The organism is Bradyrhizobium sp. TM102 (assembly GCF_009176685.1).
Taxonomy (GTDB): Bacteria; Pseudomonadota; Alphaproteobacteria; order Rhizobiales; family Xanthobacteraceae; genus Bradyrhizobium; species Bradyrhizobium ottawaense.
Genome location: NZ_AP021855.1, coordinates 59,345 through 84,060 on the forward strand (window position 1 = coordinate 59,345; position 24,716 = coordinate 84,060).

General features: G+C 65.3%; 20 protein-coding genes. 10 read left to right on the forward strand and 10 right to left on the reverse strand.

The annotated features are described in order from the left end of the window. Positions 1-8: 8 nt before the first annotated feature. Both ctaD and coxB read right to left on the reverse strand, forming a co-directional pair. Positions 9-1,628: a cytochrome c oxidase subunit I gene (ctaD, locus tag GDN70_RS00315; RefSeq protein WP_028139836.1), complete on the reverse strand. Its 1,620-nt coding sequence runs from the start codon at positions 1,626-1,628 to the stop codon at positions 9-11. A gap of 86 nt (positions 1,629-1,714) precedes the next feature. Next, entirely contained in the window at positions 1,715-2,554 is an 840-nt protein-coding gene (gene coxB / locus GDN70_RS00320) for a cytochrome c oxidase subunit II (RefSeq protein ID WP_028139835.1), read from the reverse strand. Positions 2,555-3,017: 463 nt separating this feature from the next. Between coxB and GDN70_RS00325 the strand changes: the two genes are divergently transcribed. The 4 genes from GDN70_RS00325 to GDN70_RS00340 all read left to right on the forward strand — a co-directional run bounded on the left by GDN70_RS00325 (position 3,018) and on the right by GDN70_RS00340 (position 6,598). Continuing rightward, positions 3,018-3,563: an invasion associated locus B family protein gene (locus GDN70_RS00325; RefSeq protein WP_028139834.1), complete on the forward strand. Its 546-nt coding sequence runs from the start codon at positions 3,018-3,020 to the stop codon at positions 3,561-3,563. Positions 3,564-3,811: 248 nt separating this feature from the next. After that, positions 3,812-5,239, forward strand: coding sequence for a metalloprotease TldD (gene tldD / locus GDN70_RS00330; RefSeq protein ID WP_026201654.1), 1,428 nt, complete (start codon positions 3,812-3,814; stop codon positions 5,237-5,239). After that, on the forward strand, positions 5,236-6,015 hold the full coding sequence (gene lepB / locus GDN70_RS00335) for a signal peptidase I (protein ID WP_018316360.1): 780 nt from the start codon (positions 5,236-5,238) through the stop codon (positions 6,013-6,015). Before tldD ends, lepB begins: the two co-directional genes overlap by 4 nt. Positions 6,016-6,031: 16 nt before the next feature. Continuing rightward, positions 6,032-6,598: a nucleotidyltransferase family protein gene (locus tag GDN70_RS00340; RefSeq protein WP_038971875.1), complete on the forward strand. Its 567-nt coding sequence runs from the start codon at positions 6,032-6,034 to the stop codon at positions 6,596-6,598. Positions 6,599-6,726: 128 nt separating this feature from the next. Here the strand turns inward: GDN70_RS00340 and GDN70_RS00350 are convergent, their stop codons facing one another. The 3 genes from GDN70_RS00350 to GDN70_RS00360 form a co-directional block, all read right to left on the reverse strand. Further along, a complete protein-coding gene (locus GDN70_RS00350; RefSeq protein ID WP_038971874.1) occupies positions 6,727-7,305 on the reverse strand; it encodes a PAN domain-containing protein in 579 nt (192 codons plus the stop codon). 214 nt (positions 7,306-7,519) lie between these two features. After that, positions 7,520-8,890, reverse strand: a complete 1,371-nt coding sequence (locus GDN70_RS00355; RefSeq protein WP_028139831.1) for a glutamate--cysteine ligase — start codon at positions 8,888-8,890, stop codon at positions 7,520-7,522. Between the two features lie 99 nt (positions 8,891-8,989). After that, entirely contained in the window at positions 8,990-9,487 is a 498-nt protein-coding gene (locus GDN70_RS00360) for a MarR family winged helix-turn-helix transcriptional regulator (RefSeq protein WP_018316363.1), read from the reverse strand. 126 nt (positions 9,488-9,613) lie between these two features. On the opposite strand from GDN70_RS00360, the gene gstA reads away from it, so the two are divergent. Both gstA and GDN70_RS00370 read left to right on the forward strand, forming a co-directional pair. Beyond that, positions 9,614-10,228 carry a glutathione transferase GstA gene (gene gstA, locus GDN70_RS00365; protein WP_038971873.1) on the forward strand — a complete coding sequence of 205 codons (615 nt, stop codon included), beginning with the start codon at positions 9,614-9,616 and terminating at the stop codon, positions 10,226-10,228. A 239-nt stretch (positions 10,229-10,467) separates the two neighbouring features. After that, positions 10,468-10,776 (forward strand): hypothetical protein, encoded by a 309-nt coding sequence (locus tag GDN70_RS00370; protein WP_131233047.1) that lies wholly within the window; start codon positions 10,468-10,470, stop codon positions 10,774-10,776. 317 nt (positions 10,777-11,093) lie between these two features. Here GDN70_RS00370 and GDN70_RS00375 read toward each other — a convergent pair whose 3' ends face one another. The 4 genes from GDN70_RS00375 to GDN70_RS00390 form a co-directional block, all read right to left on the reverse strand. Further along, a complete protein-coding gene (locus GDN70_RS00375) occupies positions 11,094-13,307 on the reverse strand; it encodes an FAD-dependent oxidoreductase (protein ID WP_028139828.1) in 2,214 nt (737 codons plus the stop codon). Positions 13,308-13,458: 151 nt separating this feature from the next. Next, on the reverse strand, positions 13,459-14,667 hold the full coding sequence (locus GDN70_RS00380; RefSeq protein ID WP_028139827.1) for an acetyl-CoA C-acetyltransferase: 1,209 nt from the start codon (positions 14,665-14,667) through the stop codon (positions 13,459-13,461). Positions 14,668-14,739: 72 nt separating this feature from the next. Continuing rightward, positions 14,740-16,530: an acyl-CoA dehydrogenase C-terminal domain-containing protein gene (locus GDN70_RS00385; protein WP_028139826.1), complete on the reverse strand. Its 1,791-nt coding sequence runs from the start codon at positions 16,528-16,530 to the stop codon at positions 14,740-14,742. A 102-nt stretch (positions 16,531-16,632) separates the two neighbouring features. Then, entirely contained in the window at positions 16,633-17,016 is a 384-nt protein-coding gene (locus GDN70_RS00390) for a nuclear transport factor 2 family protein (protein ID WP_028139825.1), read from the reverse strand. Positions 17,017-17,218: 202 nt separating this feature from the next. Here GDN70_RS00390 and GDN70_RS00395 point away from each other — a divergent pair, with 202 nt between their 5' ends. The 4 genes from GDN70_RS00395 (at position 17,219) to GDN70_RS00410 (ending at position 23,642) form a co-directional block, all read left to right on the forward strand. Continuing rightward, positions 17,219-17,812, forward strand: a complete 594-nt coding sequence (locus GDN70_RS00395; protein WP_028139824.1) for a PadR family transcriptional regulator — start codon at positions 17,219-17,221, stop codon at positions 17,810-17,812. Between the two features lie 294 nt (positions 17,813-18,106). Then, complete coding sequence (locus GDN70_RS00400) at positions 18,107-21,640, forward strand: tetratricopeptide repeat protein (RefSeq protein ID WP_028139823.1); 3,534 nt, start codon at positions 18,107-18,109, stop codon at positions 21,638-21,640. 317 nt (positions 21,641-21,957) lie between these two features. Continuing rightward, positions 21,958-22,875 carry a sulfite exporter TauE/SafE family protein gene (locus GDN70_RS00405; RefSeq protein WP_028139822.1) on the forward strand — a complete coding sequence of 306 codons (918 nt, stop codon included), beginning with the start codon at positions 21,958-21,960 and terminating at the stop codon, positions 22,873-22,875. Then, positions 22,872-23,642 carry a TIGR02186 family protein gene (locus tag GDN70_RS00410; RefSeq protein WP_028139821.1) on the forward strand — a complete coding sequence of 257 codons (771 nt, stop codon included), beginning with the start codon at positions 22,872-22,874 and terminating at the stop codon, positions 23,640-23,642. Before GDN70_RS00405 ends, GDN70_RS00410 begins: the two co-directional genes overlap by 4 nt. Positions 23,643-23,775: 133 nt before the next feature. On the opposite strand, the gene GDN70_RS00415 is transcribed toward GDN70_RS00410, so the two are convergent. Beyond that, positions 23,776-24,687 carry a DMT family transporter gene (locus GDN70_RS00415; protein WP_028139820.1) on the reverse strand — a complete coding sequence of 304 codons (912 nt, stop codon included), beginning with the start codon at positions 24,685-24,687 and terminating at the stop codon, positions 23,776-23,778. Between the last annotated feature and the right edge of the window lie 29 nt (positions 24,688-24,716).

Genomic DNA, 24,716 nt, shown 5'->3' on the forward strand with positions numbered 1-24,716 from the left:
GAGATCGATCACTGCACGCGGGGCAGCACTTCGAACTGATGGAAGGGCGGCGGCGAGGGCAAGGTCCACTCCAGCGTGGTCGCACCTGCACCCCACGGATTGTCGCCGGCCGGCACCTTCTTCATGAAGGCGTCGAGCACGCAGTAGAGGAAGATCAGCACGCCGAAGCCGGAGATGTAGGAGCCGACCGACGAGACCAGGTTCCAGCCCGCGAACGCGTCGGGATAGTCGACGTAACGGCGCGGCATGCCCGACAGGCCGAGGAAGTGCTGCGGGAAGAACACCAGATTGACGCCGATGAAGGTGACCCAGAAGTGCGCCTTCGCGAGCGTCTCGTTGTACATGTAGCCCGACATCTTCGGGAACCAGTAGTACCAGCCGGCGAAGATCGCGAACACCGCACCGAGCGACAGCACGTAGTGGAAGTGTGCGACGACGTAGTAGGTCTCCTGCAGCACGCGGTCGACGCCGGCGTTCGCCAGCACGACGCCGGTGACGCCGCCGACCGTGAACAGGAAGATGAAGCCCACGGCCCAGATCATCGGGGCCCGGAATTCGATCGAGCCGCCCCACATCGTGGCGATCCACGAGAAGATCTTCACGCCGGTCGGAACCGCGATCACCATCGTCGCAGCGACGAAATAGGCCTGCGTCGCCGACGACATGCCGACCGTGTACATGTGGTGCGCCCACACCACGAAGCCGATGCCGCCGATCGCGACCATGGCGTAGGCCATGCCGAGATAGCCGAACACGGGCTTGCGCGAGAAGGTGGAGATGATCTGGCTGACCATGCCGAAGCCGGGCAGGATCAGAATGTACACCTCGGGGTGACCGAAGAACCAGAACAGATGCTGGAACAGCACGGGGTCACCGCCGCCGTCAGGCGCGAAGAAGGTCGTGTGGAAATTGCGGTCGGTCAGCAGCATGGTGATCGCACCGGCAAGCACCGGCAGCGACAGCAGCAGCAGGAACACCGTCACCAGGATCGACCACACGAACAGCGGCATCTTGTGCAGGGTCATGCCCGGCGCGCGCATGTTGAAGATCGTGGTGATGAAGTTGATGGCGCCGAGGATCGACGAGGCGCCCGCCAGATGCAGCGACAGGATCGCGAAGTCGACGGCCGGGCCCGGATGGCCCGAGCTCGACAGCGGCACGTACATGGTCCAGCCGGCGCCGACGCCGTTGGCACCCGGCTCGCCCTCGACGAAGGTCGACATCAGCAGCAGGGCGAAGGAGGCCGGCAGCAGCCAGAACGAGATGTTGTTCATGCGCGGGAACGCCATGTCGGGCGCGCCGATCATCAGCGGCACGAACCAGTTGCCGAAGCCGCCGATCATCGCGGGCATGACCATGAAGAAGATCATGATCAGGCCGTGAGAGGTCACGAACACGTTATAGGTGTGCGTCTCGTGGAAGATCTGCACGCCCGGATACATCAGCTCGGCACGGATCGCGATCGACATCGCGGCGCCGATGACGCCGGCGATGACCGCGAAGATCAGGTACATCGTGCCGATGTCCTTGTGGTTGGTCGAATAGACGTAGCGGCGCCATCCGGTCGGATGGGCATGCTCGTCATGTCCGTGGGCGTGATCGCCGTGTGCCGCTGCGCTCGTTGCCATTTTCAAATCCTGCCTTGCGTCCCAATCGGACCTCTGGAGGTCCCGCCCTTATGTCGCTTTCAGTCCCTCAAGCCGTCACCCGACGCCTACTGCGTCGGGCCGGCCGCGGAGGCGTAGGTGCTGGTGCCGCCGCTCGCAAATTTCTTCTTTGCCGTCTCGACCCAGGAGGCGAACTCCTGGTCATTCACGACGCGAATCGCGATCGGCATGAAGGCGTGGTCCTTGCCGCAGAGCTCCGAGCACTGGCCGTAGAACATGCCGGTCTTGGTCGCCTTGAACCAGGTCTCGTTCAGCCGGCCCGGAATGGCGTCGATCTTGACGCCGAAAGCCGGCAGCGCGAAGGCGTGGATGACGTCGGCGCCGGTGACCTGGACACGAATCACCTTGTTGACGGGCACCACCATCTCGTTGTCGACGCCGAGCAGGCGGGGCTGCTTGTCCTGCGCCATCAGCGAATCGAACTCGAACTTGCCGTTATCGGGATAGGCATAGGACCAGTACCACTGCTTGCCGGTCGCCTTGATGGTGATATCCGCCTTCGGCACGTCGAGCTCAAGGAACAGAAGCCGGAACGACGGCACCGAGATGCCGACCAGGATCAGCACCGGAACCAGCGTCCAAGCCACCTCGATCAGCGTGTTGTGGGTGGTCCGCGACGGCACCGGATTGGCCCGTGCGTTGAACTTGATGACCACGACCACGAGCAGCGCCAGGACGAACAGCGTGATCAGCGTGATCAGCACGAACAGGAAGTTGTGGAACCAGATGATGTTGTCCATCACCGGGGAGCCGGACTCCTGAAGCGTCCATTCCCAGGGCTTCGGCTGCCCGAGCTCGGCAAATGCCGCACCGCCCGTCGCCAGCGTCAGACCCGCCACGGCCAATCCCAGCAAGTGCCGGCCCACCGGGCCCATCGACATCCTCATGCCGTTCGCGCTCCCCTTACGAAATCACCCCAAGTGCGCTCCCCCCTGTTTGCGGGAAACGCTTATTCGATCCGCCCGCCTGACAAACCGCCGCGCAAGAATACCTCTAAGAGGAATTGGGGCCAGATCGCTAGAACGCCGAAATCAAGCCTCTCAAACCATAATTTTTGATCTATCGCAATGCAGTCTTGAGCCCCGTCTGCCAGCGATCACCCGCAAGATATTTCCTAGTAAGATCAGACAAAAATACCGTTTGCCGGGATGCTGCCGCTTGACAGCGGAATTGCCCGCGGTAGGCACTGACAGATGGCCGCGCAGGAACCTGATTCGTGCGGGCGGCGGCGGCGCGAGGCGGCGTGGAATTTGCTTGGGAATCGCCTTCAAGACGCCGTCATTCCCGTATCAGTCCGCCAGATTAGTCCTCCAAGCGCGAGCGACCCAGGCGAGCAGAGGGACCGACCCGATGGGGCTTTCGAAATCGATGGCAAGGCTGGCGAGAAGGCAGATGACCCGCCTCCCGGCGCTGGCCAGCCTGCTGGCTGCGCTCGTCGTTCTGGCACTCCCCGGCCTCGCCCATGCGCAGGGCGCGGTGCGCTCCGTGCATGGCGACTGGCAGATTCGCTGCGACACGCCGCCTGGCGCCCAAACCGAGCAATGCGCCCTGATCCAGAGCGTGGTCGCCGAAGACCGCTCCAATGCCGGCCTGACCGTCATCGTGCTGAAGACCGCCGACCAGAAGAGCCGCCTGATGCGCGTGGTCGCGCCGCTCGGGGTCCTGCTGCCCTCCGGTCTCGGGTTGAAGCTCGACAACCAGGACGTCGGCCGCGCCGGATTCGTCCGCTGCCTGCCCAATGGCTGCGTCGCCGAGGTCGTCATGGACGACAAGCTGCTCGGCCAGCTCCGCACCGCCAAGACCGCCACCTTCATCATCTTCGAGACCCCGGAAGAAGGCATCGGCTTCCCGCTCAGCCTGAACGGGCTCGGTGAAGGCTATGACAAGCTGCCGTAGGGGCGGCAATCCGATCGCACGTTCTTAATCCCGTTCATCCTTCGAGGGCCGCTGAAGAAGCGACCGCCTCCAGCGACAACGGCTTCGCCGTTGCGCGGGGGTGACGGTGATGGATTGATGCTCGCGGCCAACATTTTCGACAACACCGTCGGCAATCCTATCGTTTCCGTAATGTGACGCCCCGCCCCCTCGCGGAACCGGTCCGAAACCATTATCTTGCCCCACATCTTCCGATAATGGACGGACGCATGACAAACCCTGCCACGACCTCCCTGCTCGACCGCGCCAATCTCGATCGCGACCAGGTTCGCCACGAGGTCGCACGCGGGCTTTCCGGTGCCGACGACGGTGAGCTGTTCCTGGAGTACAGCCAGACCGAAGCGCTGATGTTCGACAATGGGCGGCTGAAGCAGGCGACCTACGACACCTCGCAAGGTTTTGGCTTACGCGCGGTCAAGGATGATGCCGTGGGCTACGCCCACTCCTCCGACGTCTCGCTGCCGGCGCTGATTCGCGCCGCCGATGCAGTCGCAGCCGTACGCGGCGGCTATTCCGGCAGCTTCGCCGCGCCGCCCGCGCACACCAATGTGCGCCTTTACGGCGATGACAACCCGCTGGATGCCCCGGGCTTCGAGACAAAAGTAAAACTGCTCGCCGAGATCGACGCTTATCTGCGCGACAAGGATCCGCGCGTGCGGCAGGTCAGCGTCAGCCTGGGTGCGACCTGGCAGGTCGTCGAGATCCTGCGGCCCGACGGCGAGAGCTATCGCGACATCCGCCCGCTCGTGCGCGTGAACATTTCCGTGGTCGCCGGCCAGGGCGACCGCCAGGAGAGCGGCAGCAAGGGTTATGGCGGCCGCGCCGGCTATGCTGAATTCATCGAGAGCAAGAACTGGCGCGATGCCGCCGACGGCGCGTTGCGCGAGGCCTTGGTCAATCTGGAATCGATCCCCGCCCCCGCCGGCGAGATGGACGTCGTGCTCGGGGCCGGCTGGCCCGGCGTGATGCTGCATGAAGCGGTCGGCCACGGCCTCGAAGGCGACTTCAACCGCAAGAAGACGTCGGCATTTGCCGGCCTGATGGGCCAGCAGGTCGCGGCCAAGGGCGTCACCGTGGTCGACGACGGCACCATGGCCTCGCGCCGCGGCTCGCTGTCGATCGACGACGAGGGCACGCCGACCAATCGCACCGTGCTGATCGAGGACGGCGTCCTGGTCGGCTACATGCAGGACCGCCAGAACGCGCGGCTGATGAACATGAAGCCGACCGGCAACGGCCGTCGCCAGGGCTATGCCCACGTGCCGATGCCGCGCATGACCAACACCTACATGCTCGCGGGCGACCGCGATCCGGCCGAGATCCTCGCTTCGGTGAAGAACGGCGTCTTCGCTGCGAATTTCGGCGGCGGCCAGGTGGACATCACCTCAGGCAAGTACGTTTTCCAGTGCACCGAGGCCTACAAGATCGAGAACGGCAAGCTGGGCGCGCCGCTGAAGGGCGCCATGCTGATCGGCAACGGGCCGACCGACCTGCATCGCATCCGCATGATCGGCAACGACCTTGCGCTCGATACCGGCATCGGCACCTGCGGCAAGAATGGACAGGGCGTGCCTGTCGGCGTCGGCCAGCCGTCGCTGCTGATGGAGCGCATCACCGTGGGTGGAACGGGCGCATGAGCGTGGAAGAAAAGGTCACCGTCACCCCCAAGCGGAAGAGCAGCGGCTGGGGCGGGCAGATCGTTCAACTCGCCGGCATCGTCGCCGCCGTCTTCATCGCCAAGGGCGCGCTTGCCGAGCCGTTCTACGTGCCGTCAGGCTCGATGGAACCGACGCTGCTGATCGGCGATGCGCTGCTCGCCTCGAAATTCCCCTACGGCTACGGCACCTCGTCGCTGCCGATCCAGATCAGCCTGCCCGAGAGCGGCCGCGTCTTCGCGGAGACGCCGAAGCAGGGTGACGTCGTCGTGTTCCGCTGGCCCGGCGATCGCTCGCAGGCCTGGGTCAAGCGCGTCGTGGGATTGCCGGGCGATCGCATCCAGATGCGGCAAGGCCAGCTCTTCATCAACGACCGCCCCGCCGAGCTCAAGCCGGACGGCGTTGGCGCCGCCGAGGACGACAATGGCGGCAGCGAGCCCGCCTATCGCTATGTCGAGACGCTGCCGAACGGCGTCTCGCATTTGATCTTCAAGATGCGCGACAACGGTCCGCTCGACAACTCACCGGAAGTGACGGTACCGGCCGGCCACCTCTTCGTGCTCGGCGACAACCGCGACAATTCCGCCGACAGCCGCGTGCCGCTGCGGTCCGGCGGCGTTGGCCTGTTGCCGATCGACAATCTGATCGGCCGTGCCGATGCGGTGCTCGGCTCCTGGGATCTCGGCATACGCGGCCAGCCGGTTTACACCTGGCTCTCCGGCTTCCGGCTCGGCCGGTTCTTCACCGCCGTGCATTGAGCCGCCTCATCGCACGATGAACCGTGACGAATTCCTCGCGCTCGCGCTGAGAAATCCCGTCAACGTCACGATCATCGACGTGCTGGCGCAGCTCGATCTGCCGGATGCATGGCTGGTCTCGGGATGCCTGGTGCAGACCGTATGGAACGTGCTCACCGGCCGCGCCATCGATCACGGCATCGCCGACTACGATGCGTTCTTTTTCGATCCCGATACATCGTGGGAGGCGGAGGATTTGGTCATCCGCAAGCTGCATGAGCGGCTCGCGCATCTCGGCGCCAAGGTCGAGATCCGCAACCAGGCGCGTGTGCATCTGTGGTACCCGGCCAAGCACGGCCTGCCCTATCCGCCGCTGAGAAGCTCGAGGGAAGGCATCGACCGCTTCCTCACGCAGAACACGCAGGTCGGGGTCAGGCGCACAGGCGGTGGCTACGAGGTCTACGCGCCGCACGGGTTTGACGATGTCGCAGGGCTGATCGCGCGGCCGAATCCGGGCCCGAATTTTTCCGCGACGAATTACGAGGCGAAGGCCGCACGCTGGAAGGCGCTATGGCCCGAGCTCACGGTGAACGCGGCGGAGTGAGGTCTCGTAGGGTGGGCAAAGCGGAGCGTGCCCACGCGTCTGTCGCCGCGTCTCAGAGATCGTGGGCACGGCGCAAGGGCGCCTTTGCCCACCCTACGGCACCTGCGTCCGGGGCACGAGCACCAACGCTACCGCACCACGCCCGACGTGAAGCCCGCCTTCCTTCGCGGCGGCTTGATTTCCTTTTTCAGGAAGCAACGCGCTTCGCGCCCGGTGTAGCCGGGGCGGGCATAGGTGAAGGCGCGGCATTTGTTGTCGGCGGTGCAGGCGGCCTTGCAGGCCTCTTCGCCCTCGCCGTCCTTGAGCTCGAAATTGCGCAGATCGCCGCCGGGGCGGTCGATCGACGTCTCCACGCCCTCGACCCGCGGTTCGATCACGCCGGCGCCGCGCACACCCGAGATGCAGCAACTTCCCGGCACCCGCGCCGGCACCGTGTTCTTCAGCCAGCACACCGCCGCGCCGCCTTCGACGTCGGGATAGCTGAAGCTCCACGAGCGGCAGCGGCGGTCGCGCTCGCACAGCAGCGCGCAATCCTCAGGATCGCCTGAAGCGACCGGCGTGCTGAAATAGTCGCCGCCGGGCCGGTCGAACGCAGTCTGGGCGCGCGCCGGCACACTCGCGCATGCGAGCGAAAGCAGCGCGGCGCATGCTACGACTTTTGCCAAGACCTTTGCCATGACGGCGCCGGACAGGCGGCCCTTCCCCATCGGAACAGCTTTCGAGTTATTGACGACGCTCGGGTTTTTTCAGCCGGTCATTTGATCGCCGCAAACCTGTATGGGCGATGAACGGCTGAATCTCCGACCGGGGGCCGACCGGCCTAAAGCGCGATGCGATGAGGATGAATCGTCATCGCGCTTTAGGTTGTTGTTTAAGCATGATCTTTTCGGAAAGCCGCTGCGCGCTTTTCCGGATCAGGCTTTAGAACGCGTATTCCGCGTAGGCCGGTTCCACCGAGCCCTTCCAGGGACCGTTGAACTTGTCCAACATTTCCTCGGCCGGCGTCCGGCCGGAATCGATGATGCGGTCGAGCGGCTCCAGATGCCGCGTTTCGTCGCGGCCGAGCTGGTCGATGCGGCCGCGCCGGCGCAGGCCGGCATGGGCCAGAACGAGGCATTCCTTGGCGATCTCGAACAGATAACGGTTCTTGATCCGCGCCTTGAAGCCGAAGCGCGTCACGTCGTCGCGCAGGGCCTGACGCTCGGGCGCGCTCCAGTGCTTGACGATCTCCCAGGCCGCATCGAGCGCGACGTCGTCATAGAGCAGCCCGACCCAGAACGCCGGCAGCGCCGGCAACCGGCCCCACGGGCCGCCGTCGGAGCCGCGCATCTCGAGATAGCGCTTGAGCCGCACCTCCGGGAAGATCGTCGAGAGATGGTTGGCCCAGTCCGACAGCGTCGGACGCTCGCCGGGAAGGTTGTTGTTGCGGCCGTCGAAGAACGCGCGGAACGAGGAGCCCGACACGTCGATGTATTCCTCGCCGCGCTTGACGAAATACATGGGCACGTCGAGCGCGTAGTCGACATAGCGCTCGAACCCCATGCCGTCCTCGAATGCCCACGGCATCATGCCCGACCGCGCATTGTCGGTGTCGCGCCAGATCTCGGAGCGGAAGGACAGGAAGCCGTTCGGCTTGCCTTCGGTGAACGGCGAATTGGCGAACAAGGCGGTTGCGACCGGCTGCAGCGCGAGCGAAACGCGCAGCTTCTTGACCATGTCGGCTTCGGAGGAGAAGTCGAGATTGGTCTGCACCGTGCAGGTCCGGTACATCATGTCGAGGCCGTATTGGCCGACCTTCGGCATGTAGTTGGTCATGATCTTGTAGCGGCCCTTGGGCATCACCGGGATATCGGCGCGCGACCAGGACGGCGTCATGCCGAGACCGAGGAAGCCGATGCCGAGCGGCGTTGCGATCTCGCGCACCTGTGCAAGATGCGCCATCAGCTCGCTCTGGGTCTGGTGCACGTTCTCGACCGGCGCGCCGGAGAGCTCGAACTGTCCACCGGGCTCGAGCGAGATCGCTCCGCCCCCGGTGACGTCGTAGAGGCCGATGATGTTGCCCTTCTCCATGATCGGCTCCCAGCCGAGCAGGAGCTTCATGCCTTCGAGCAACGCACCGATGCCGCGCGCACCCTCGTAAGGTACCGGACGGTGGCCCTCGAGCGTGAACGGCGTCTTCTCGTGCTCGGTGCCCATGCGGAATTCGGACGGGTCCTTGCAGCCTTCCTCGAACCACGAAACGAGCTCGTCGCGCGATTGCAGCGGCGTCATATCGATCTGGTCTCGCGCCATATCAAACTCTAATCAAAAGGCGCTTCGATCGAACGCGCGCGGGTGACGGGATGGTCCGCGAACCCACCGGGCGCACGGACGAGCTGGTGTGCCGCGCGATCATCGCGACGGCGAGGTTTCGTTGACGTTGGCGACGGGCGGCAGTTTCATCTCGCCGCACGAGCAGCCCAGGCGGTCGAGCAGGCCGCTGAGCTTGACGGCATCGGCATCGGACAGTTTCGAACCGACATATTTCTCGATCGCAGCCGAATAGGCGCTCCACATCCGCTTCTGCAGCTCGCGGCCGGCTTCCGTGATCTCGACGAACTGGCCGCGCTTGTCGATCTTGCATTCGCGCCGTGAAGCGAGGCCCTCGTCGACCAGGCGGTCGATCAGGCGCGAGGTGGAATATTGCGGGATCAGCATCTGCCGTTCGAGTTCCACCGGCCTTAGCTCGCCCGAGGGAGCCCGCGACAATTCGAGCAGCGCGTCATACCATGCCAGCGGCGGGAAGCCTGCCTTCTTGAGATCCTGCTCGACGCAATCGAGCACGCGGCTCTGTACCCGCATCAGGCGGATCCAGGCGGAAGTCGCCTCGGTCGATGGTTTGCGTTTCATGGTCCCGCTCAAGCTCGTCGTCCGTCTCTTACCCCATTTGATGCAGCTGCATCAATCTTGACTATTTCAAGCAGTTGCATGTAGTCGTTCTTTCGGCCGAACCAAGCGTCAAGAGGAGGAAATTCCATGAAACTGTACTATTCGCCCGGTGCCTGCTCGCTGTCCCCCCACATCGCGCTCCTCGAAGCCGGCCTGCCCTATGAGCTGGTCAAGGTCGATATCCGGGCCAAGAAGCTCGAAAATGGTGAGGACTATCTGAAGCTGAACCCAAAGGGCCAGGTCCCTGCGCTGGGCCTCGACAGCGGTGAGATCGTGACCGAAGGCCCGGTGATTGTCCAGATGATCGCCGATCAGGCATCAAGCAAGTCACTGGCGCCGGCCCATGGCAGTTCCGAGCGCTACAAGCTGCTGGAGTGGCTGAATTTCCTCACCTCGGAGGTGCACAAGAGCTTCGGTCCGATGTTCGCGCCGGCCCTGAACGACGAAGCCAAGGCTTTCTTCAGGGATCGCGTCATGGGCAAGCTGAAATATATCGACAGCCAGCTCGCCGGCCGCGACTACCTCATGGGCAAGCAGTTCACGGTCGCCGACGGCTATCTGTTCACGATGCTGACCTGGGGCGAGCGGATGAAGTTCGACCTCTCAGGCATGCCGAACCTTGCCGCCTACAAGGCCCGCGTCGAGGCGCGGCCGCAAGTGCAGGAAGCGCTGAAGAAGGAAGGCCTCGCGCAGGCGAAGTAAGACCAGCGCACGACGTTCGAGACGACGAAGAGCCGGATCGGCGATCCGGCTCTATTGCTTGAACCAGTTGCGGAAGCCCGGACGTTCGCGAGGTCCTGGGCATCAATTTTACGAGCATTGTCGGAGTTAACAATAACTCCGCCTTGTGTGTGCGGCAGAGATCACCATCGTTGTGAGTGCAATCCAGTTGGCTCAACTTCAGCCATGTACCGCGATGCGGCCTGAACTGGGAAGCTCTCGTGACAACCGTACTCCTCCTCTTGCTCGCGAGCACGATCACCGGCGTGGCGGCGGGACTCTTCTTCCGAGTCTGGAGTCTGTTGCTGGTCTCGCCGGCGACCGCGATCCTCGTCGCAACGGTCCTTCAGACCTCGGGATTCGGATTTTGGACGGGCATTCCCATCGTTGTCGGCTGCCTGATTGCCGGCCAGGTCGCCTATTTGGCGGCGACGCGCTTTGTGCACAGAGGCGAGCTCTCAATGCAGGACGACGTCGACGGCGACCCAGGCAAGCACGGCCATCGCCATGTCGATGAAGAGAACGAGTAGCGCCAGGCCGACCCAGGAGGGGATTTTTCTGCGCCGCCGGAGGAGCCTGCGGCGCGGCCACGGCTGCCCCAGCCGCAAGAAGGGGGCGTATCTCGCGGCAACGCCGGCTGCGCTGTCTTGAAACACCGCGGGGATCATTGCGGGACACCTTCAATGCTAACGAGCCATCCGATGGATCGTCAGCAAGAGCGGTGCCAGGGCGGAGGGAGCGCGGCCGGGCGGGATTTGGAGCGGCGTTTTCTCGCCATTGGGCGACAGCAAATAGAAAGGCCGGATCGATGATCCGGCCTTTTTGTTTCTGCGTGGCCCGACCCCCGTCAGGCCGCCGCCTTCTTCGGCGCGAAGCGGCCGTAGAAGGTCTCGCCCTTCGCCGCCATCTCCTCCAGCAGCTTCGGCGGCGTGAAGCGCGAGCCGTACTTCGCTTCCAGCTTGTGGCAGAGCTCGACGAACTTCTTGGTGCCCATGAAGTCGATATAGGACAGCGTGCCGCCGGTGAACGGCGCGAAGCCGAAGCCGAGGATGGAGCCGACATCGGCCTCGCGCGGATCGGTGATGACGTGGTCCTCGACCGTGCGCGCGGCTTCCACCGCCTGCACCACCAGGAAGCGCTGCTTCAGCTCCTCGATATCGAGCGTATCAGGGTCGAGCTGCTTCGGCTGCAAGGCCGAGAGGCCCGGCCACAGGCTCTTCTGGCCCTTGCCCTTCTCGGGATAGTCGTAAAAGCCCTTGCTGTTCTTGCGGCCCAGGCGGCCCTGCTTCTCGACCATCTCCACCATCAGCTTCTTCTGATCTGGATTGATGGCGTTGGGGCCGAGATCGGCTTCCGTTGCCTTCATGATCTTGAGGCCGAGATCGAGCGCGACTTCGTCGGAGAGCGAGAGCGGGCCGACCGGCATGCCGGCCATCTTGGCGCAGTTCTCGATCATCGCGGGCGGCACGCCCTCGAGGAACATCTCGTTGCCTTCGGCGACGTAGCGGCCGACGCAGCGATTGGCGAAGAACCCTCTGGAGTCGTTGACGACGATCGGCGTCTTGCCGATCTGCCGGACGTAGTCGAGCGCGGTCGCTAGCGCGAGGTCGCCGGTGTTCTTGCCCTTGATGATCTCGACCAGCATCATCTTCTCGACCGGCGAGAAGAAGTGGATGCCGACGAACTTGCCTTGGTCCTTGAAGCTCTCGGCCAGGGAGGTGATCGGCAGCGTCGAGGTGTTCGACGCGAAGATCACGTCCGGCTTCATGTGCTCCTGCGCCTTGGCGAAGGTATCAGCCTTGACCTTGCGGTCCTCGAACACGGCCTCGATGACGAGGTCGACGTCCTTCAGCGCCGCATAGTCCGCGGTGGGCGTGATGCGCGCGAGCAGCGCTTCGGCATCCGCGGGCTTGGCCCGGCCCTTCTTGATCTGATCCTCGATCACCTTCTGCGCATGGGCCTTGCCCTTGTCGGCGCTCTCCTGGTCGCGGTCGATCAGGACGACGTCGAGGCCGGCGCGGGCCGAGACGTAGCCGACGCTCGCGCCCATGAAGCCGGCGCCGATCACGGCGATCTTCTTCACCTTGGTCGCAGGCACGTCCTTCGGGCGGCGCGCGCCCTTGTTGAGCTCCTGCATCGACAGGAACAGGCTGCGGATCATCGCGGCCGCTTCCTTCGAGCGCAGCACCGAGGTGAAGTAGCGCGACTCCACCCGCAGCGCGGCGTCGATCGGCAACTGCAGGCCCTCATAGACGCAGCTCATGATGGCGCGCGCGGCCGGATAATTGTCGTAGGTCTCGCGGCGATAGATCGCGTTTCCCGCCGGGAACATCATCATGCCGGCCTTGGAGAACACCGGGCCGCCGGGCAGCTTGAAGCCCTTCTCGTCCCAGGGCGCGACCGCCTTGCCGCCGCCCTTGATCCAGTCCTTCGCGGCCTTGATGAGGTCGGCGGCGGGAACGATGGCGTGGATCAGGTTCAGCGCCTTCGCCTTCTCGATCGTGACCGGATCGCCCTTGAGCAGGATCGTCATCGCGTCCTGTGGCGGCACCAGGCGCGGCACGCGCTGCGTACCGCCGGCACCGGGGAACAGGCCGACCTTGACCTCGGGCAGGCCGAGGCGGGTCTTGGGATTCTCCGCGGCGACGCGATAGTGGCAGCACAGCGTGATTTCGAAGCCACCGCCGAGCGCGAGCCCGTTGATCGCGGCCGCCCACGGCTTGCCTGACGTCTCGATCGAGCGCAGCACCAGCGAGAAGCGGCGGCTCTGGTCGAACAGCATCTGGTTCGCGGCGGTCTCGCCCTGCTCCTTGAACACCTTGGCGTAAGCCTGGTTCATGCCTTCGAGCATCGACAGGTCGGCGCCGGCGCAGAATGCCTCCTTGGCGGAGGTAATGACGACGCCCTTCACCGCGGCATCCGCGGTGGTCGCCTTGACGATCGCGTCGAGCTCGTTGGTCGAGGTCTCGTCGAGCACGTTCATCGAGCGGCCCGGGATGTCCCAGGTAACGAGCGCGATGCCGTCGGAATCGGTCTCAACCTTGAAATTCTTGTAAGTCATGTTGGTTGCTCCTCGGTGCCGCAGCCGATCTCAGGCGCGGCGGTTGACTTGAGATCTCGTAGGGTGGGTTAGCGAAGCGTAACCCACCACGGTCTTTCGCTGCGGAGACAGAAGAGGTGGGTTACGCCTTCGGCTAACCCACCCTACGGACCTACACCCGCTCGATGATGGTCGCGGTGCCCATGCCGCCGCCGATGCACAGCGTGACGAGGGCGGTGGACTTGTTGGTGCGCTCGAGCTCGTCGAGCACGGTGCCGAGGATCATCGCACCGGTCGCGCCGAGCGGATGGCCGAGCGCGATGGCGCCGCCATTGACGTTGATCTTGGCGTTGTCGATGTCGAAGGCCTGGATGTAGCGCAGCACGACCGAGGCGAAGGCCTCGTTGAGCTCGAACAGATCGATGTCCGACTTCTTCATGCCGGAGCGCGCGAACAGCTTTTCGGTGACGTCGACCGGGCCGGTCAGCATCATCGCGGGCTCGGAGCCAATGTTGGCGAACGCACGGATTTTTGCACGCGGCTTCAGGCCGTATTTCGCTCCCGCCTCCTTGCTGCCGAGCAGCACGGCGCCGGCGCCGTCGACGATGCCCGACGAGTTGCCGGCGTGGTGCACGTAATTGACGCGTTCGATCTCGGGGTGCGACTGCAGCGCGACACCGTCGAAGCCGCCCATCTGCGCCATCATCGTGAACGACGGCTGCAGCTGCGCCAGCGACTGCATCGTCGTCGAGGGACGCATATGCTCGTCCTTGGCCAGGATGGTGAGGCCGTTGATGTCCTTCACCGGGACGATCGATTTGTCGAAGCGGCCTTCCTCCCACGACTTCGCGGCACGCTGCTGGCTCTGCACGGCATAGGCATCGACGTCGTCGCGCGAGAAGCCGTATTTGGTCGCGATCAGATCGGCCGAGACGCCCTGCGGCATGAAATAGGCCGGCACCGCCATCGAGGGATCCATCGGCCACGCACCGCCGGAGGCGCCGATGCCGACGCGGCTCATCGATTCCGCGCCGCCGCCGATCACCAGCTCATGCTGGCCACTCATCACCTGCGCGGCGGCGAAGTTCACGGCATCGAGGCCGGAGGCGCAGAAGCGGCTGATCTGCACGCCGGGCACGGCTTCGCCGAGACCTGCCTTCAGTGCGGCAAAGCGCGCGATGTCGGAGCCGGCTTCGCCGACCGGATCGACCACGCCGAGGATGACGTCGTCGACGGAATCCTGCGGCAGGTTGTTGCGGTCCTTCAGCGCCTTCAGCGGCACGGTGGCGAGCGCGAGCGCGGTCACTTCGTGCAACGAACCGTCAGCCTTGCCGCGGCCGCGGGGGGTGCGGACGTGATCGTAGATATAGGCATCTGCCATGGGAGCCTCCTGATTGCAGTTATGTTGGTGGCGACCGCGGCGCGGTCGCAATCATTGGTGAAGCGGGAAGCCTCAGAACGCTTCCGCCGGCAATTCCATGATGGTGGCGCAGCCGGCCTGGATGCGCGCGAGATTGGCGGCGGTCTCCGGCAGCATCCGCTCCATGAAGAAACGACCGGTGACGAGCTTGGTGGAGAGATAGGGCGTGGCCCCGCTCTCGGCAATCTTGGCATTCGTCACCTTCGCCATCTTCGCCCACATGTAGCCGAGCGCGACGAACCCGAACAGATGCAGGTAATCAGTTGCGGCGGCGCCGGCATTGTCAGGCTTCGCCATCGCGTTCTGCATCAGCCAGGTCGTGGCCTGCTGGAGATGGCCGAGCGAGGCCGAGAGCGGCGCGATGAAGGGCTTGAGCGCCTCGTCGCCGCCGTTCTCCTTGGCAAAGGCCATGACCTCGCCGAAGAAGGCCATGATGGCGCGGCCACCGTCGCGCGGCAGCTTGCGGCCGACGAGGTCGAGCGCCTGGATACCGTTGGCGCCTTCATAGATCATGGCGATGCGGGCATCGCGCACGAACTGCTCCATGCCCTGCTCGGCGATGTAGCCGTGGCCGCCATACATCTGCTGCGCCTGCACCGCGTTGGCAAAACCGTAATCGGTGAGGAAGCCCTTCAGCACCGGCGTCATCAGGCCCATGTGGTCGTCGGCGGCCTGGCGGTCCTTCGGGTCTTCGGAGCGATGGGCGACGTCGCTCTTCAGCGCGGTCCACATCACGAAGGCACGCGCGGCTTCGTTGAAGGCGCGGATCGAGAGCAGCGTGCGGCGCACGTCGGGATGCACGATGATCGGGTCGGCCTGCTTGTCCGGCGCCTTGACGCCGGTGAGCGAGCGGCCCTGGATGCGCTCGCGGGCATAGGCGACCGCGTTCTGGTAGGCGACCTCGGACTGCGCGAGGCCCTGCACGGCGACGCCGAGCCTCGCCTCGTTCATCATCACGAACATGCCCTGCATGCCCTTGTTCTCTTCGCCGATCAGCCAGCCGGTGGCGCTGTCGTAGTTCATCACGCAGGTCGAATTGCCGTGGATGCCCATCTTGTGCTCGATCGAGCCGCAGACGACGCCGTTGCGGGCACCGACTGAGCCATCCGGATTCACAAGGAACTTGGGCACCACGAACAGCGACACGCCCTTGATGCCGGCGGGTGCGCCCTCGATGCGGGCGAGCACGAGGTGGATGATGTTGGAGGCAAGATCATGCTCACCGGCCGAGATGAAGATCTTGGTGCCCGTGATCTTGAAGCTGCCGTCGGCCTGGCGCACCGCCTTGGTGCGGAGCATGCCGAGATCGGTGCCGCAATGCGGCTCGGTCAGGTTCATGGTGCCGGTCCATTCGCCGGCGACCATCTTCGGCACGTAGGTCTTCTTCTGCTCGGGCGAACCATGAACGATCAGCGCCGCGGTCGCGCCCATGGTGAGGCCGCCATACATCGAGAACGCCATGTTGGCAGAGATCTGGAATTCGTTGACGGCCTGGCTCAGCGTCACCGGCAGGCCCTGCCCGCCGAACTCGGTCGGCGCCGACAGACCGAGCCAGCCGCCTTCGGCGACCTGCTTGAACGCGTCCTTGAAGCCCTTGGGCGTGGTGACGTTGCCGTCATCAGTGCGCTTGCAGCCTTCGAGATCGCCGACGCGATTGAGCGGCTGCAGCACCTCTTCGGCGAGCTTGGCGGCTTCACCCAAAATGGCTTCGCGCACATCGCTCGACGCATCGGAGAAGCCGGCGAGATTGTCGTAGCGGTCGATCTGGAAGACGTCGTTGAGCAGGAAGTTCACGTCTTCGACGGGGGCTTTGTAGATCGGCATTGCGGTCTCCCGGCATGGGCTTGAAGTGGTGGAATTCTCTGAACGGTCCTGCGGCGCAGCTTTGCCCGCGAGCTTAGCGGGTTCTGCAACCTCAGGGCAGGGTCATGATTGGGCGGCCAACTGCTCCGCCATCAGACGGTGCAGCATGTTGATCGCCTTGAGCGGACGCACCATCACCTTGAAATGCGTGATGCGTCCCTCGGCATCGAAGCTGATGATGTCGACGCCGTTGATCTCGATGCCGTCGATCATGGTCTTGAATTCGAGCACGGCGCCGCGCTCGCGCGTCCACTCACCGACATAGGTGAAGCCGGGGCCGCCGAGCACCTTCTCGGCGCTGGAAAGGTATTTGAATGTGATGTCGCGCCCGCGCTGCGGCGAATGCACGACGGGACTTTCGAAGACAGCGTCGGGATGAAGCAAGTCCCAAAGCGCGGTGCGGTCGTGGGACTTCATGTAGCCGTACCAGGAGTCGAGGCCGGTCATTCTCGGGTGCCTCCCTAAAGGCCTTGGCAAAAATCTCGAAAACAACCCCATGCACAGTAGCGTGCTGATTGATTCCGCTGGGTTTTTCGGGTCGGATCTTCAGCCCGTCCCTGATCGCCTCATATGCACATTGACGCATATGCGCCAATGCGCATAAAGTCAAGCCGATTGGTTCGGGTCGAAGAGAAGAAGGAGGCCGGTCATGGCACTGGGCGACGCAATCCTCGCATGCCTGACGGAACGCCCCATGACGGGCTACGAGCTCGCCAAGACATTCGACTCCTCGATCGGCTTCTTCTGGAAAGCCGACCACCAGCAGATCTACCGCGAGCTCTCCAAGCTGCGCGACCGCGGCCACATCCAGGGCCGCGAGGTCGTGCAATCGGGCAAGCCCAACAAGCTGGTTTATACGCTCACTCCGGAGGGGCGAACAGCGCTGCGGCACTGGGCCGCGCGACCAAGCACGCCAGCCTCGACCAAGGACGATCTCCTGGTCCGCCTCCATGCGCTCGACAGCATCGACATCGAGCCGCTGCGCACCGACCTGATGGCCCGCCTGGAGCACCACCGCGACCGCCACGCCAATTACGAACGCATCCTGAAGAAGCGCTTCCCGGAGGGAACGGCGGAAGGCCGGCTCGATCTCGGCAACCTGCTCCTGCTCCGGCTCGGCGCCCGTCACGAACAGATGGTCGCCGACTTCTGCGAAGAGGCGCTCGATGCGCTGTCGGCGATGACCGGCAAGGCCACGGTGGTGCCGCTCGACGAGGGCAAGCGCGAGAAGGGCGGAGGCTAGTAGCCGCCTCCTCACCGTCATGGCCGGGCTTGTCCCGGCCATCCACGACCTATCGCGCGACACCGAAGAACGTGGATGCCCGGGACAAGCCCGGGCATGACGAGCATCGTTGGTTCCCCCCGCCCAACTTTAAGACACCGGCGACGCGTTCCTTAACCCGTTATTTACCGTAACAGGAAAAAGTCGGTTTTCGAGGCAGACGACCCGCGCCAAATCCGATTGTCTTTGCAACCGGCACGCGAGGGAAGGCTGGAGGCGCCGGGTGGGGCGCCGGAGTCGGAACCGGACAGAGTCATGAATTCGCGCGTATCGTGGAGTGTTGACGGCATCGATCCATCCGTCCGGGAGCGGGCCGAAGCTGCTGCGCGTCGCGCCGGCATGTCACTCAACGATTGGCTGAACTCCACCCTCGGCGAGACTGCTCCCCCTAACTTTCGCGAATCTTACGACCAGCGTCCGCAAGCCCCGCACGTTCAAACCCGGGGACCGAGCCAGGAAAGCCGCGAAGTCGCCGACATCCACCAGCGGCTCGACGCGATCACCCAGCAGATTGAACGGATCTCCAAGCCCGCGCAGCGCCAAGACTCTTCACGACAGGATTCGTCCCGACAGGATTCGTCGCGACAGGACCCTTCGCGGCCAGGCGCCTCGCGCGAGCAAGGCGTCGCGCGCCAGCTCAACGATGCGATCTCGCGGCTCGATGCGCGGCTGTCGCAAATCTCCCGGCCGCAGCAGCCTCAACCGCAGCAGCCCCCGGCTCAGCGCCCGGCGCCGGCCGACACGCGCCAGCGCCAGGCCGATGCGGTCGAGCGTGCGGCAGCGCAGGTCTATCGCAACTCCCCGCCCCTCAGCCCCGCCTCGTTTGACGTCGCCGTCGCCGAGATCACCGCGCGGCAGAGCGAGCTCGACGGCTTCACGCCGCGGCAAATGCCGCCGCGCGCCGCGCCCTCGATCGCGCCCAATGCTGCTCCCTGGGCCGCTCCTGTCGCACCTCCGATGGCGCCACCCGCGCCTGCCTATGCTCCGCCGCCACCGCAGCCGGGGCCGGATTTTTCCGCGCTCGAGCGCCATCTGCTCAAGATCACGAGCCAGATCGAGTCGCTGCAGCGGCCCGACAATACCGAGCAGGCGATCAACGCCTTCCGCAGCGAGCTTGCCGAGATCCGCGCCGCCATCACCGAGGCGATGCCGCGGCGCGCGATCGAATCGATCGAGAACGAGATCCGCTCGCTGCACCGCCGGATCGACGAGACGCGTTCCAACGGCACCGACGGCCAGGTCCTGTCGGGCATCGAGCACGCGCTGTCCGACATCAAGCAGGTGCTGCGCACGCTGACGCCGGCCGAGCAGCTCACCGGCTATGACGAGGCGATCCGCAATCTCGGCGCCAAGCTCGACCTGATCCTGCGCGCCAATGACGATCCCTCGACGGTGCGCCAGCTCGAAGGCGCGATCACGGCACTGCGCGGCATCGTCTCCAACGTCGCGTCCAACGAAGCGCTGGCACGCCTGTCCGAAGACGTGCAGCTGCTGTCGTCCAAGGTCGACCAGGTCACCCGCGCCTCCGGCCAGGGCGACAGCTTCGCGGTGCTGGAGCAGCGCATTGCGGCGCTCACCGCGGCGCTGGAAACGCGCGAGCGGCCGCAGCCGGCCGAGAGCACCGAGCACCTGGAATCCGCAATCCGCGCGCTGTCGGACCGCTTCGACCGCATGCAGGTCGGCAACGATTCGGCCTCGACCTTTGCGCATCTCGAACAGCGCGTCTCGTATTTGCTGGAGCGGATCGAAGCCGCCGCCGATCCGCGCAACGGCAATTTGAGCCGCGTCGAGGACGGGCTGCACGACATCCTGCGTCACCTCGAGCGGCAGCAGGCGACCTATTCCGCGCTGGCCGAGAGCCGCAGCTCCGCAGCCCCGGCCGATTCCGGAATGGTCGATCTGGTCAAGCGCGAGCTGTCCGACATCCGCTTCAGCCAGGCCGAGACCAACCGCAGCACGCAGGATTCGCTCGACGCCGTCCATAGCGCGCTCGGCCATGTCGTCGACCGCCTCTCCATGATCGAGGGCGATCTGCGCGCGGTGCGCACCGCGCCGCCGGCCCCCGCGCCAATGCCCATGCCGATGGCCGCTCCCATGGAGCCCGCGCCGCCGATGGCGCGCGAGCCGCGGCCGCAAGCCCAGCAGCAGCCGAAATACGATCCGAAGCCGGAGCTGCCCAACCCCGCCGCGCAGCAGCAGGCCCACGCGCCGCAACAGGCCCAAGGCGCCTTCGCCCAAGCCGCTTTCTCCGCCGCGCCGCGTGAATTCCATGCCGCCGCCCCTGCCGCGCCGCCGCCGGTGCCATCGGCACCACCGGTGCCGCCGCGCGCGATCAGCGAGATCCTGGAGCCGCACACGGTCCCCGCGCGCACCGCGCTCGCGCCGGAATTACCGCCGGATCATCCGCTCGAGCCGGGCACACGGCCGGGCGGACGCCTCGCCACGCCATCGGAGCGCATCGCCGCCTCCGAGAGCGCGATCAGCGACATTCCCGCTGCGCCGAAAGAGCCGGTGTCGTCGTCGAGCTTCATCGCGGCCGCCCGCCGCGCCGCCCAGGCCGCCGCCGCGCAGCCGGAAAAGCCGGCGCGCGGTGCCAAGGGTGGTGCGAAGGCCGGCTCCGATCGCGGCAAGGACAAGGGCAAGGACGGCAGCTCGACCATCACCTCGAAGATCCGCTCGCTGCTGGTCGGCGCGAGCGTGGTCGTCATCGTGCTCGGCACCTTCAAGATGGCGATGAACCTGCTCGAGGGCAGCCCGCCGCCCGCGCCGCAGGCCATGGACAATACGTTGAGCCAGCCCGCGCCGCAGGCCGCACCGCCACCGTCGGTGATCGAGAACAAGCCGGCCACGCCCGAGCAGGTCACGCCATCGATGACCTCGCCGACGCCGATCGGACGGCAGTCCCAGAACAACGCCGCGCCGGCTCCCGCCGCCAATTCGGGCAACTCGGCCTCGGTTGAAATTCCGCCGGCGCCCGCCGCCTCTGTGCCGCCGCCTGCCGCGAGCAGCGACGTCACCGGCGCGCTGTCGGGCACGAGCCGCGCCAAGCTCAGCATGATCCAGGTGCCGCCGAGCGAAAAGCTGCCTGACGGCATCGGCGGCCCGGTGCTGCGCACCGCCGCGATGAAGGGCGATGCGACCGCGGCCTACGAGATCGGCTTGCGCTTTGCCGAAGGCAAGGGTGTCGCCACCAATTACGACGAAGCGGCCAAATGGTACGACCGCGCGGCGCAGGCCGGCGTGGTGCCCGCGACCTTCCGCCTCGGCACGCTCTACGAAAAGGGGCTCGGCGTGAAGAAGGACGCCGACATCGCCCGCCGCTACTACACCCAGGCCGCCGAGCGCGGCAACGCCAAGGCGATGCACAATCTCGCGGTGCTCGACGCCGACGGCGGCGGACGCGGCGCCAACTACAAGAGCGCGGCGCAATGGTTCCGCAAGGCCGCCGATCGCGGCGTTGCCGACAGCCAGTTCAACCTCGGCATCCTCTATGCCCGCGGCATCGGCGTCGAACAGAACCTCGCCGAATCCTACAAATGGTTCAGCCTCGCAGCTGCCCAGGGTGATGCGGACGCCTCCGGCAAGCGCGACGACGTCGCCAAGCGTCTCGACCCGCAATCGCTCGCGGCCGCCAAGCTCGCGATCCAGACCTTCAGCGCCGAGCCGCAGCCCGACGACGCCGTCAACGTTCCGGCCCCGAATGGCGGCTGGGACAGCGCGCCGCAGGCGAATGCAAAGCCGGCGCCGAAGCAAGTCGCGACCAAGCGCTCGGCCTCCGCAGCACATTAAGGGCGGTTTGGTACGCTTTCACTGTCGTCGCCCGGCTTGACCGGGCGACCCGGTATTCCAGCGACGTCGGTTGGATACGGAGAAGCTGCGGCGTACTGGATGCCCCGGTCAAGCCGGGGCATGACAGCGGCGAATGTGGCGGAATCCTCGCCTCACAGCGAAGCAGCGATCTGATCCCTCTTAGCCCATTCACCACGCCCGAAATTCCCGGTCCCTCCCAACCGCAAATTCCGCTATTGAGGGGCGCGGCAACCGTTCCGACCTTCCCGCGAGCATTCCGCGACAATCGATCCGTCTCGCCGGCGTATGGTTCTTCGATGCAGCTCTATCTTCCGATCGCCGATCTTCCCGTCAACGTCTTCCTGGTGCTCGCCATGGGCGCCGCGGTCGGCTTCGTCTCGGGGATGTTCGGAATCGGCGGCGGCTTCCTGATGACGCCGCTGCTGATCTTCATCGGCATCACGCCGGCGGTCGCGGTCGCCTCCGTCACGAGCCACATTGCAGCCTCCTCGTTTTCCGGCGCGCTGTCTTACTGGCGGCGGCGCGCGATCGATCCGGCGCTGGCGAGCGTCCTGCTCTGCGGCGGCGTGACCGGCACGGCGCTCGGCGTGTGGACCTTCACGCAGCTTCGCGCGCTCGGCCAGCTCGATCTGATGATCGCGCTCTCTTACGTGGTGCTGCTCAGCACCGTCGGCAGCCTGATGTTCTCGGAAGGCCTGCGCGCGCTGATGCGAACCCGGCGCGGCGCGCTGCCGCCACGCCGCACCCACAACTGGATCCACGGCCTGCCGCTGAAGATGCGCTTCAAGCGCTCGAAGATCTATCTCTCGGTCATCCCCGTGGTGATCGTCGGCATCATGATCGGCTTCATCGGCGCCATCATGGGCATCGGCGGCGGCTTCATCCTGGTGCCGATCATGATCTATCTGCTGAGGGTGCCGACCTCGACGGTGATCGGGACCTCGATGGTCCTGACGCTCGTCACGATGCTGTTCGCGACCATGCTGCATGCGGTGACCAATCACCTCGTCGACGCCGTGCTGGCGCTGATCCTGATGGTCGGCGGCGTCACCGGCGCGCAATTCGGCGTCCGCGCCGGGCAGAAGATCCGCGGCGAGCAGCTGCGGCTGCTGCTCGGCCTCCTGATCCTCTCGGTCGGAATCCGCTTCGCGATCGAGCTGGTGATCCGGCCGGAGGATCTCTTCACCATCCGCGAGCTGGGGGTGAGCGGATGATGCGCGCAGCTCTCGCACTCCTGCTCGCCCTGCTGCTCGGATCAGCCGCGCGCGCCGAGCGGCTGATCGTCTCGGTGTCCAACCACCGCGTCACGGTGACACCGAACTATTCCGGCGAGGAGCTGGTGCTGTTCGGCTCGGTGGAGAAGGACGCGACGACGCCCGCCGATCGCACCGCCTATGATCTCGTCGTCACCGTGATGGGCCCGCGCGCCGACATGATGACGCGGCGCAAGGAGCGCACCTTCGGCATCTGGATCAACACCGACTACCGGCAGTTCCTGCAGGTGCCGAGCTATCTGGCGCTGTTCGCCAACCGTCCCTTTGAGGCGATCACCTCGCCCGAGATCGCGCGGCGGCAGCAGATCGGGCTGAACAACGTGCTGCTGACGCAGCGGGTCGGCGGCGATTATGCCGACGTGGTGCCGAACGACGCGTTCCGCTCGGCCTTCATCCGCCTGCGCACCCAGCGCGGACTCTATCGCGAGGATCCGAGCGCCGTCACGTTCCTGACGCCGACCCTGTTTCGCACCGGCATTCCGCTGCCGGCGGAGGTGCCGATCGGCACCTACGAGGTCGAGATCAGACTGTTTGCGAACGGCGCGTTCATCGGCAAGACCGAGACCGCGTTCGAGATCGTCAAGGTCGGCTTCGAGCAGTTCGTCGCCACCACCGCCAGGCAGAATGGGCTGATCTATGGCCTCGTCACCGCCGCGATGGCGCTGATGACGGGATGGATGGCGTCGATCGTGTTTCGGAAGGATTAGCCGCTGTCATTCCGGGGCGCGCGCAGCGCGAGCTCCGGTGCGCAATTGCGCACCTGAGAATCCATTCATCCGCGGAGTTGGTGCCCGATGGATTCCGGGCTCGAGGCTTCGCCTCGCCCCGGAATGACAGCTTCTAGGCGGCCGCCTTCGCCGGCCGCGTCACCAGATAGATGCCGAGCGCGACTGGAATGATCCCGAGCAGATCGCGCGCCTCGACGTGCTCGCCGAGCACGAGATACGCGAACAGCATGCCGAGCGGCGGCATCAGGAAATGATAGGCGCTGGCGGCGGTGGCGCCGCACACTTTCAGGAGATGAAACCAGAGCCAATAGGCGAGGATGGAGCCCCCCAGCACGAGGAAGGCGAAGGCGCCGAGCAGGCTCGGCGTGACATCGATCGCATGCACGTCGGCGAAGGTGAACGCGACCGGCGTCAGCACGATGCCGGCGGCAAGGTTCTGCACGCCGTTGCCGATCCACAAGGATCCCTTCGGCGCGAGCAGCTTGAACAGGATGGTGCCGGCAACGAGCGAGGCGAGCGAAGCCAGCGTGAAGACGATGCCATGCAGGGAATCCGTGCCGACCGACAGGCGATGCCAGACGATCAGGGTCACGCCGGTGATGCCGAGCAGCAGGCCGCCGGCCTTGCGCCAGGTCATGCCTTCCCCGAGCAGCAGGGCAGCGAGCGCCGCGGTGAAGACCGGATTGGCCGAGACGATCAGGCCGCCGAGGCCGGCGGAGACCGATTGCAGGCCGGTGTAGCCGAGCCCGAGATAGAGCGCGTTGTTGGCAATCCCAAGTACGGCGAAGATCGCCGCATCGCGCCAGGTTAACGACCAGCTGTCGCCGCGGATCAGCGTGGCGCCCAGGATCAAAATGCCGGCGAGCGAGAAGCGCGCGGCGAGCAGGATCAGCGGCGGGCAATGGGTGACGCCGATCTTGCCGGCGACGAAGGCGTAGCTCCAGAGCAGGCAGAACAGGCCGATGGCCAGCGGCAGCGTGTTGAAGCGGCTGCGCGGAACGGGAATCGAGGGGGCGAGCGACATGGGGGCATTCTCCTGAGCCTCGATCTAGG

What these genes read in the sequence shown, in the direction of transcription:
- ctaD (WP_028139836.1), bottom strand. Translation starts at nt 1,628, where the DNA reads ATGGCAACGAGCGCAGCGGCACACGGCGATCACGCCCACGGACATGAC.
- coxB (WP_028139835.1), bottom strand. Translation starts at nt 2,554, where the DNA reads ATGAGGATGTCGATGGGCCCGGTGGGCCGGCACTTGCTGGGATTGGCC.
- GDN70_RS00325 (WP_028139834.1), top strand. Translation starts at nt 3,018, where the DNA reads ATGGGGCTTTCGAAATCGATGGCAAGGCTGGCGAGAAGGCAGATGACC.
- tldD (WP_026201654.1), top strand. Translation starts at nt 3,812, where the DNA reads ATGACAAACCCTGCCACGACCTCCCTGCTCGACCGCGCCAATCTCGAT.
- lepB (WP_018316360.1), top strand. Translation starts at nt 5,236, where the DNA reads ATGAGCGTGGAAGAAAAGGTCACCGTCACCCCCAAGCGGAAGAGCAGC.
- GDN70_RS00340 (WP_038971875.1), top strand. Translation starts at nt 6,032, where the DNA reads ATGAACCGTGACGAATTCCTCGCGCTCGCGCTGAGAAATCCCGTCAAC.
- GDN70_RS00350 (WP_038971874.1), bottom strand. Translation starts at nt 7,305, where the DNA reads ATGGGGAAGGGCCGCCTGTCCGGCGCCGTCATGGCAAAGGTCTTGGCA.
- GDN70_RS00355 (WP_028139831.1), bottom strand. Translation starts at nt 8,890, where the DNA reads ATGGCGCGAGACCAGATCGATATGACGCCGCTGCAATCGCGCGACGAG.
- GDN70_RS00360 (WP_018316363.1), bottom strand. Translation starts at nt 9,487, where the DNA reads ATGAAACGCAAACCATCGACCGAGGCGACTTCCGCCTGGATCCGCCTG.
- gstA (WP_038971873.1), top strand. Translation starts at nt 9,614, where the DNA reads ATGAAACTGTACTATTCGCCCGGTGCCTGCTCGCTGTCCCCCCACATC.
- GDN70_RS00375 (WP_028139828.1), bottom strand. Translation starts at nt 13,307, where the DNA reads ATGACTTACAAGAATTTCAAGGTTGAGACCGATTCCGACGGCATCGCG.
- GDN70_RS00380 (WP_028139827.1), bottom strand. Translation starts at nt 14,667, where the DNA reads ATGGCAGATGCCTATATCTACGATCACGTCCGCACCCCCCGCGGCCGC.
- GDN70_RS00385 (WP_028139826.1), bottom strand. Translation starts at nt 16,530, where the DNA reads ATGCCGATCTACAAAGCCCCCGTCGAAGACGTGAACTTCCTGCTCAAC.
- GDN70_RS00390 (WP_028139825.1), bottom strand. Translation starts at nt 17,016, where the DNA reads ATGACCGGCCTCGACTCCTGGTACGGCTACATGAAGTCCCACGACCGC.
- GDN70_RS00395 (WP_028139824.1), top strand. Translation starts at nt 17,219, where the DNA reads ATGGCACTGGGCGACGCAATCCTCGCATGCCTGACGGAACGCCCCATG.
- GDN70_RS00400 (WP_028139823.1), top strand. Translation starts at nt 18,107, where the DNA reads ATGAATTCGCGCGTATCGTGGAGTGTTGACGGCATCGATCCATCCGTC.
- GDN70_RS00405 (WP_028139822.1), top strand. Translation starts at nt 21,958, where the DNA reads ATGCAGCTCTATCTTCCGATCGCCGATCTTCCCGTCAACGTCTTCCTG.
- GDN70_RS00410 (WP_028139821.1), top strand. Translation starts at nt 22,872, where the DNA reads ATGATGCGCGCAGCTCTCGCACTCCTGCTCGCCCTGCTGCTCGGATCA.
- GDN70_RS00415 (WP_028139820.1), bottom strand. Translation starts at nt 24,687, where the DNA reads ATGTCGCTCGCCCCCTCGATTCCCGTTCCGCGCAGCCGCTTCAACACG.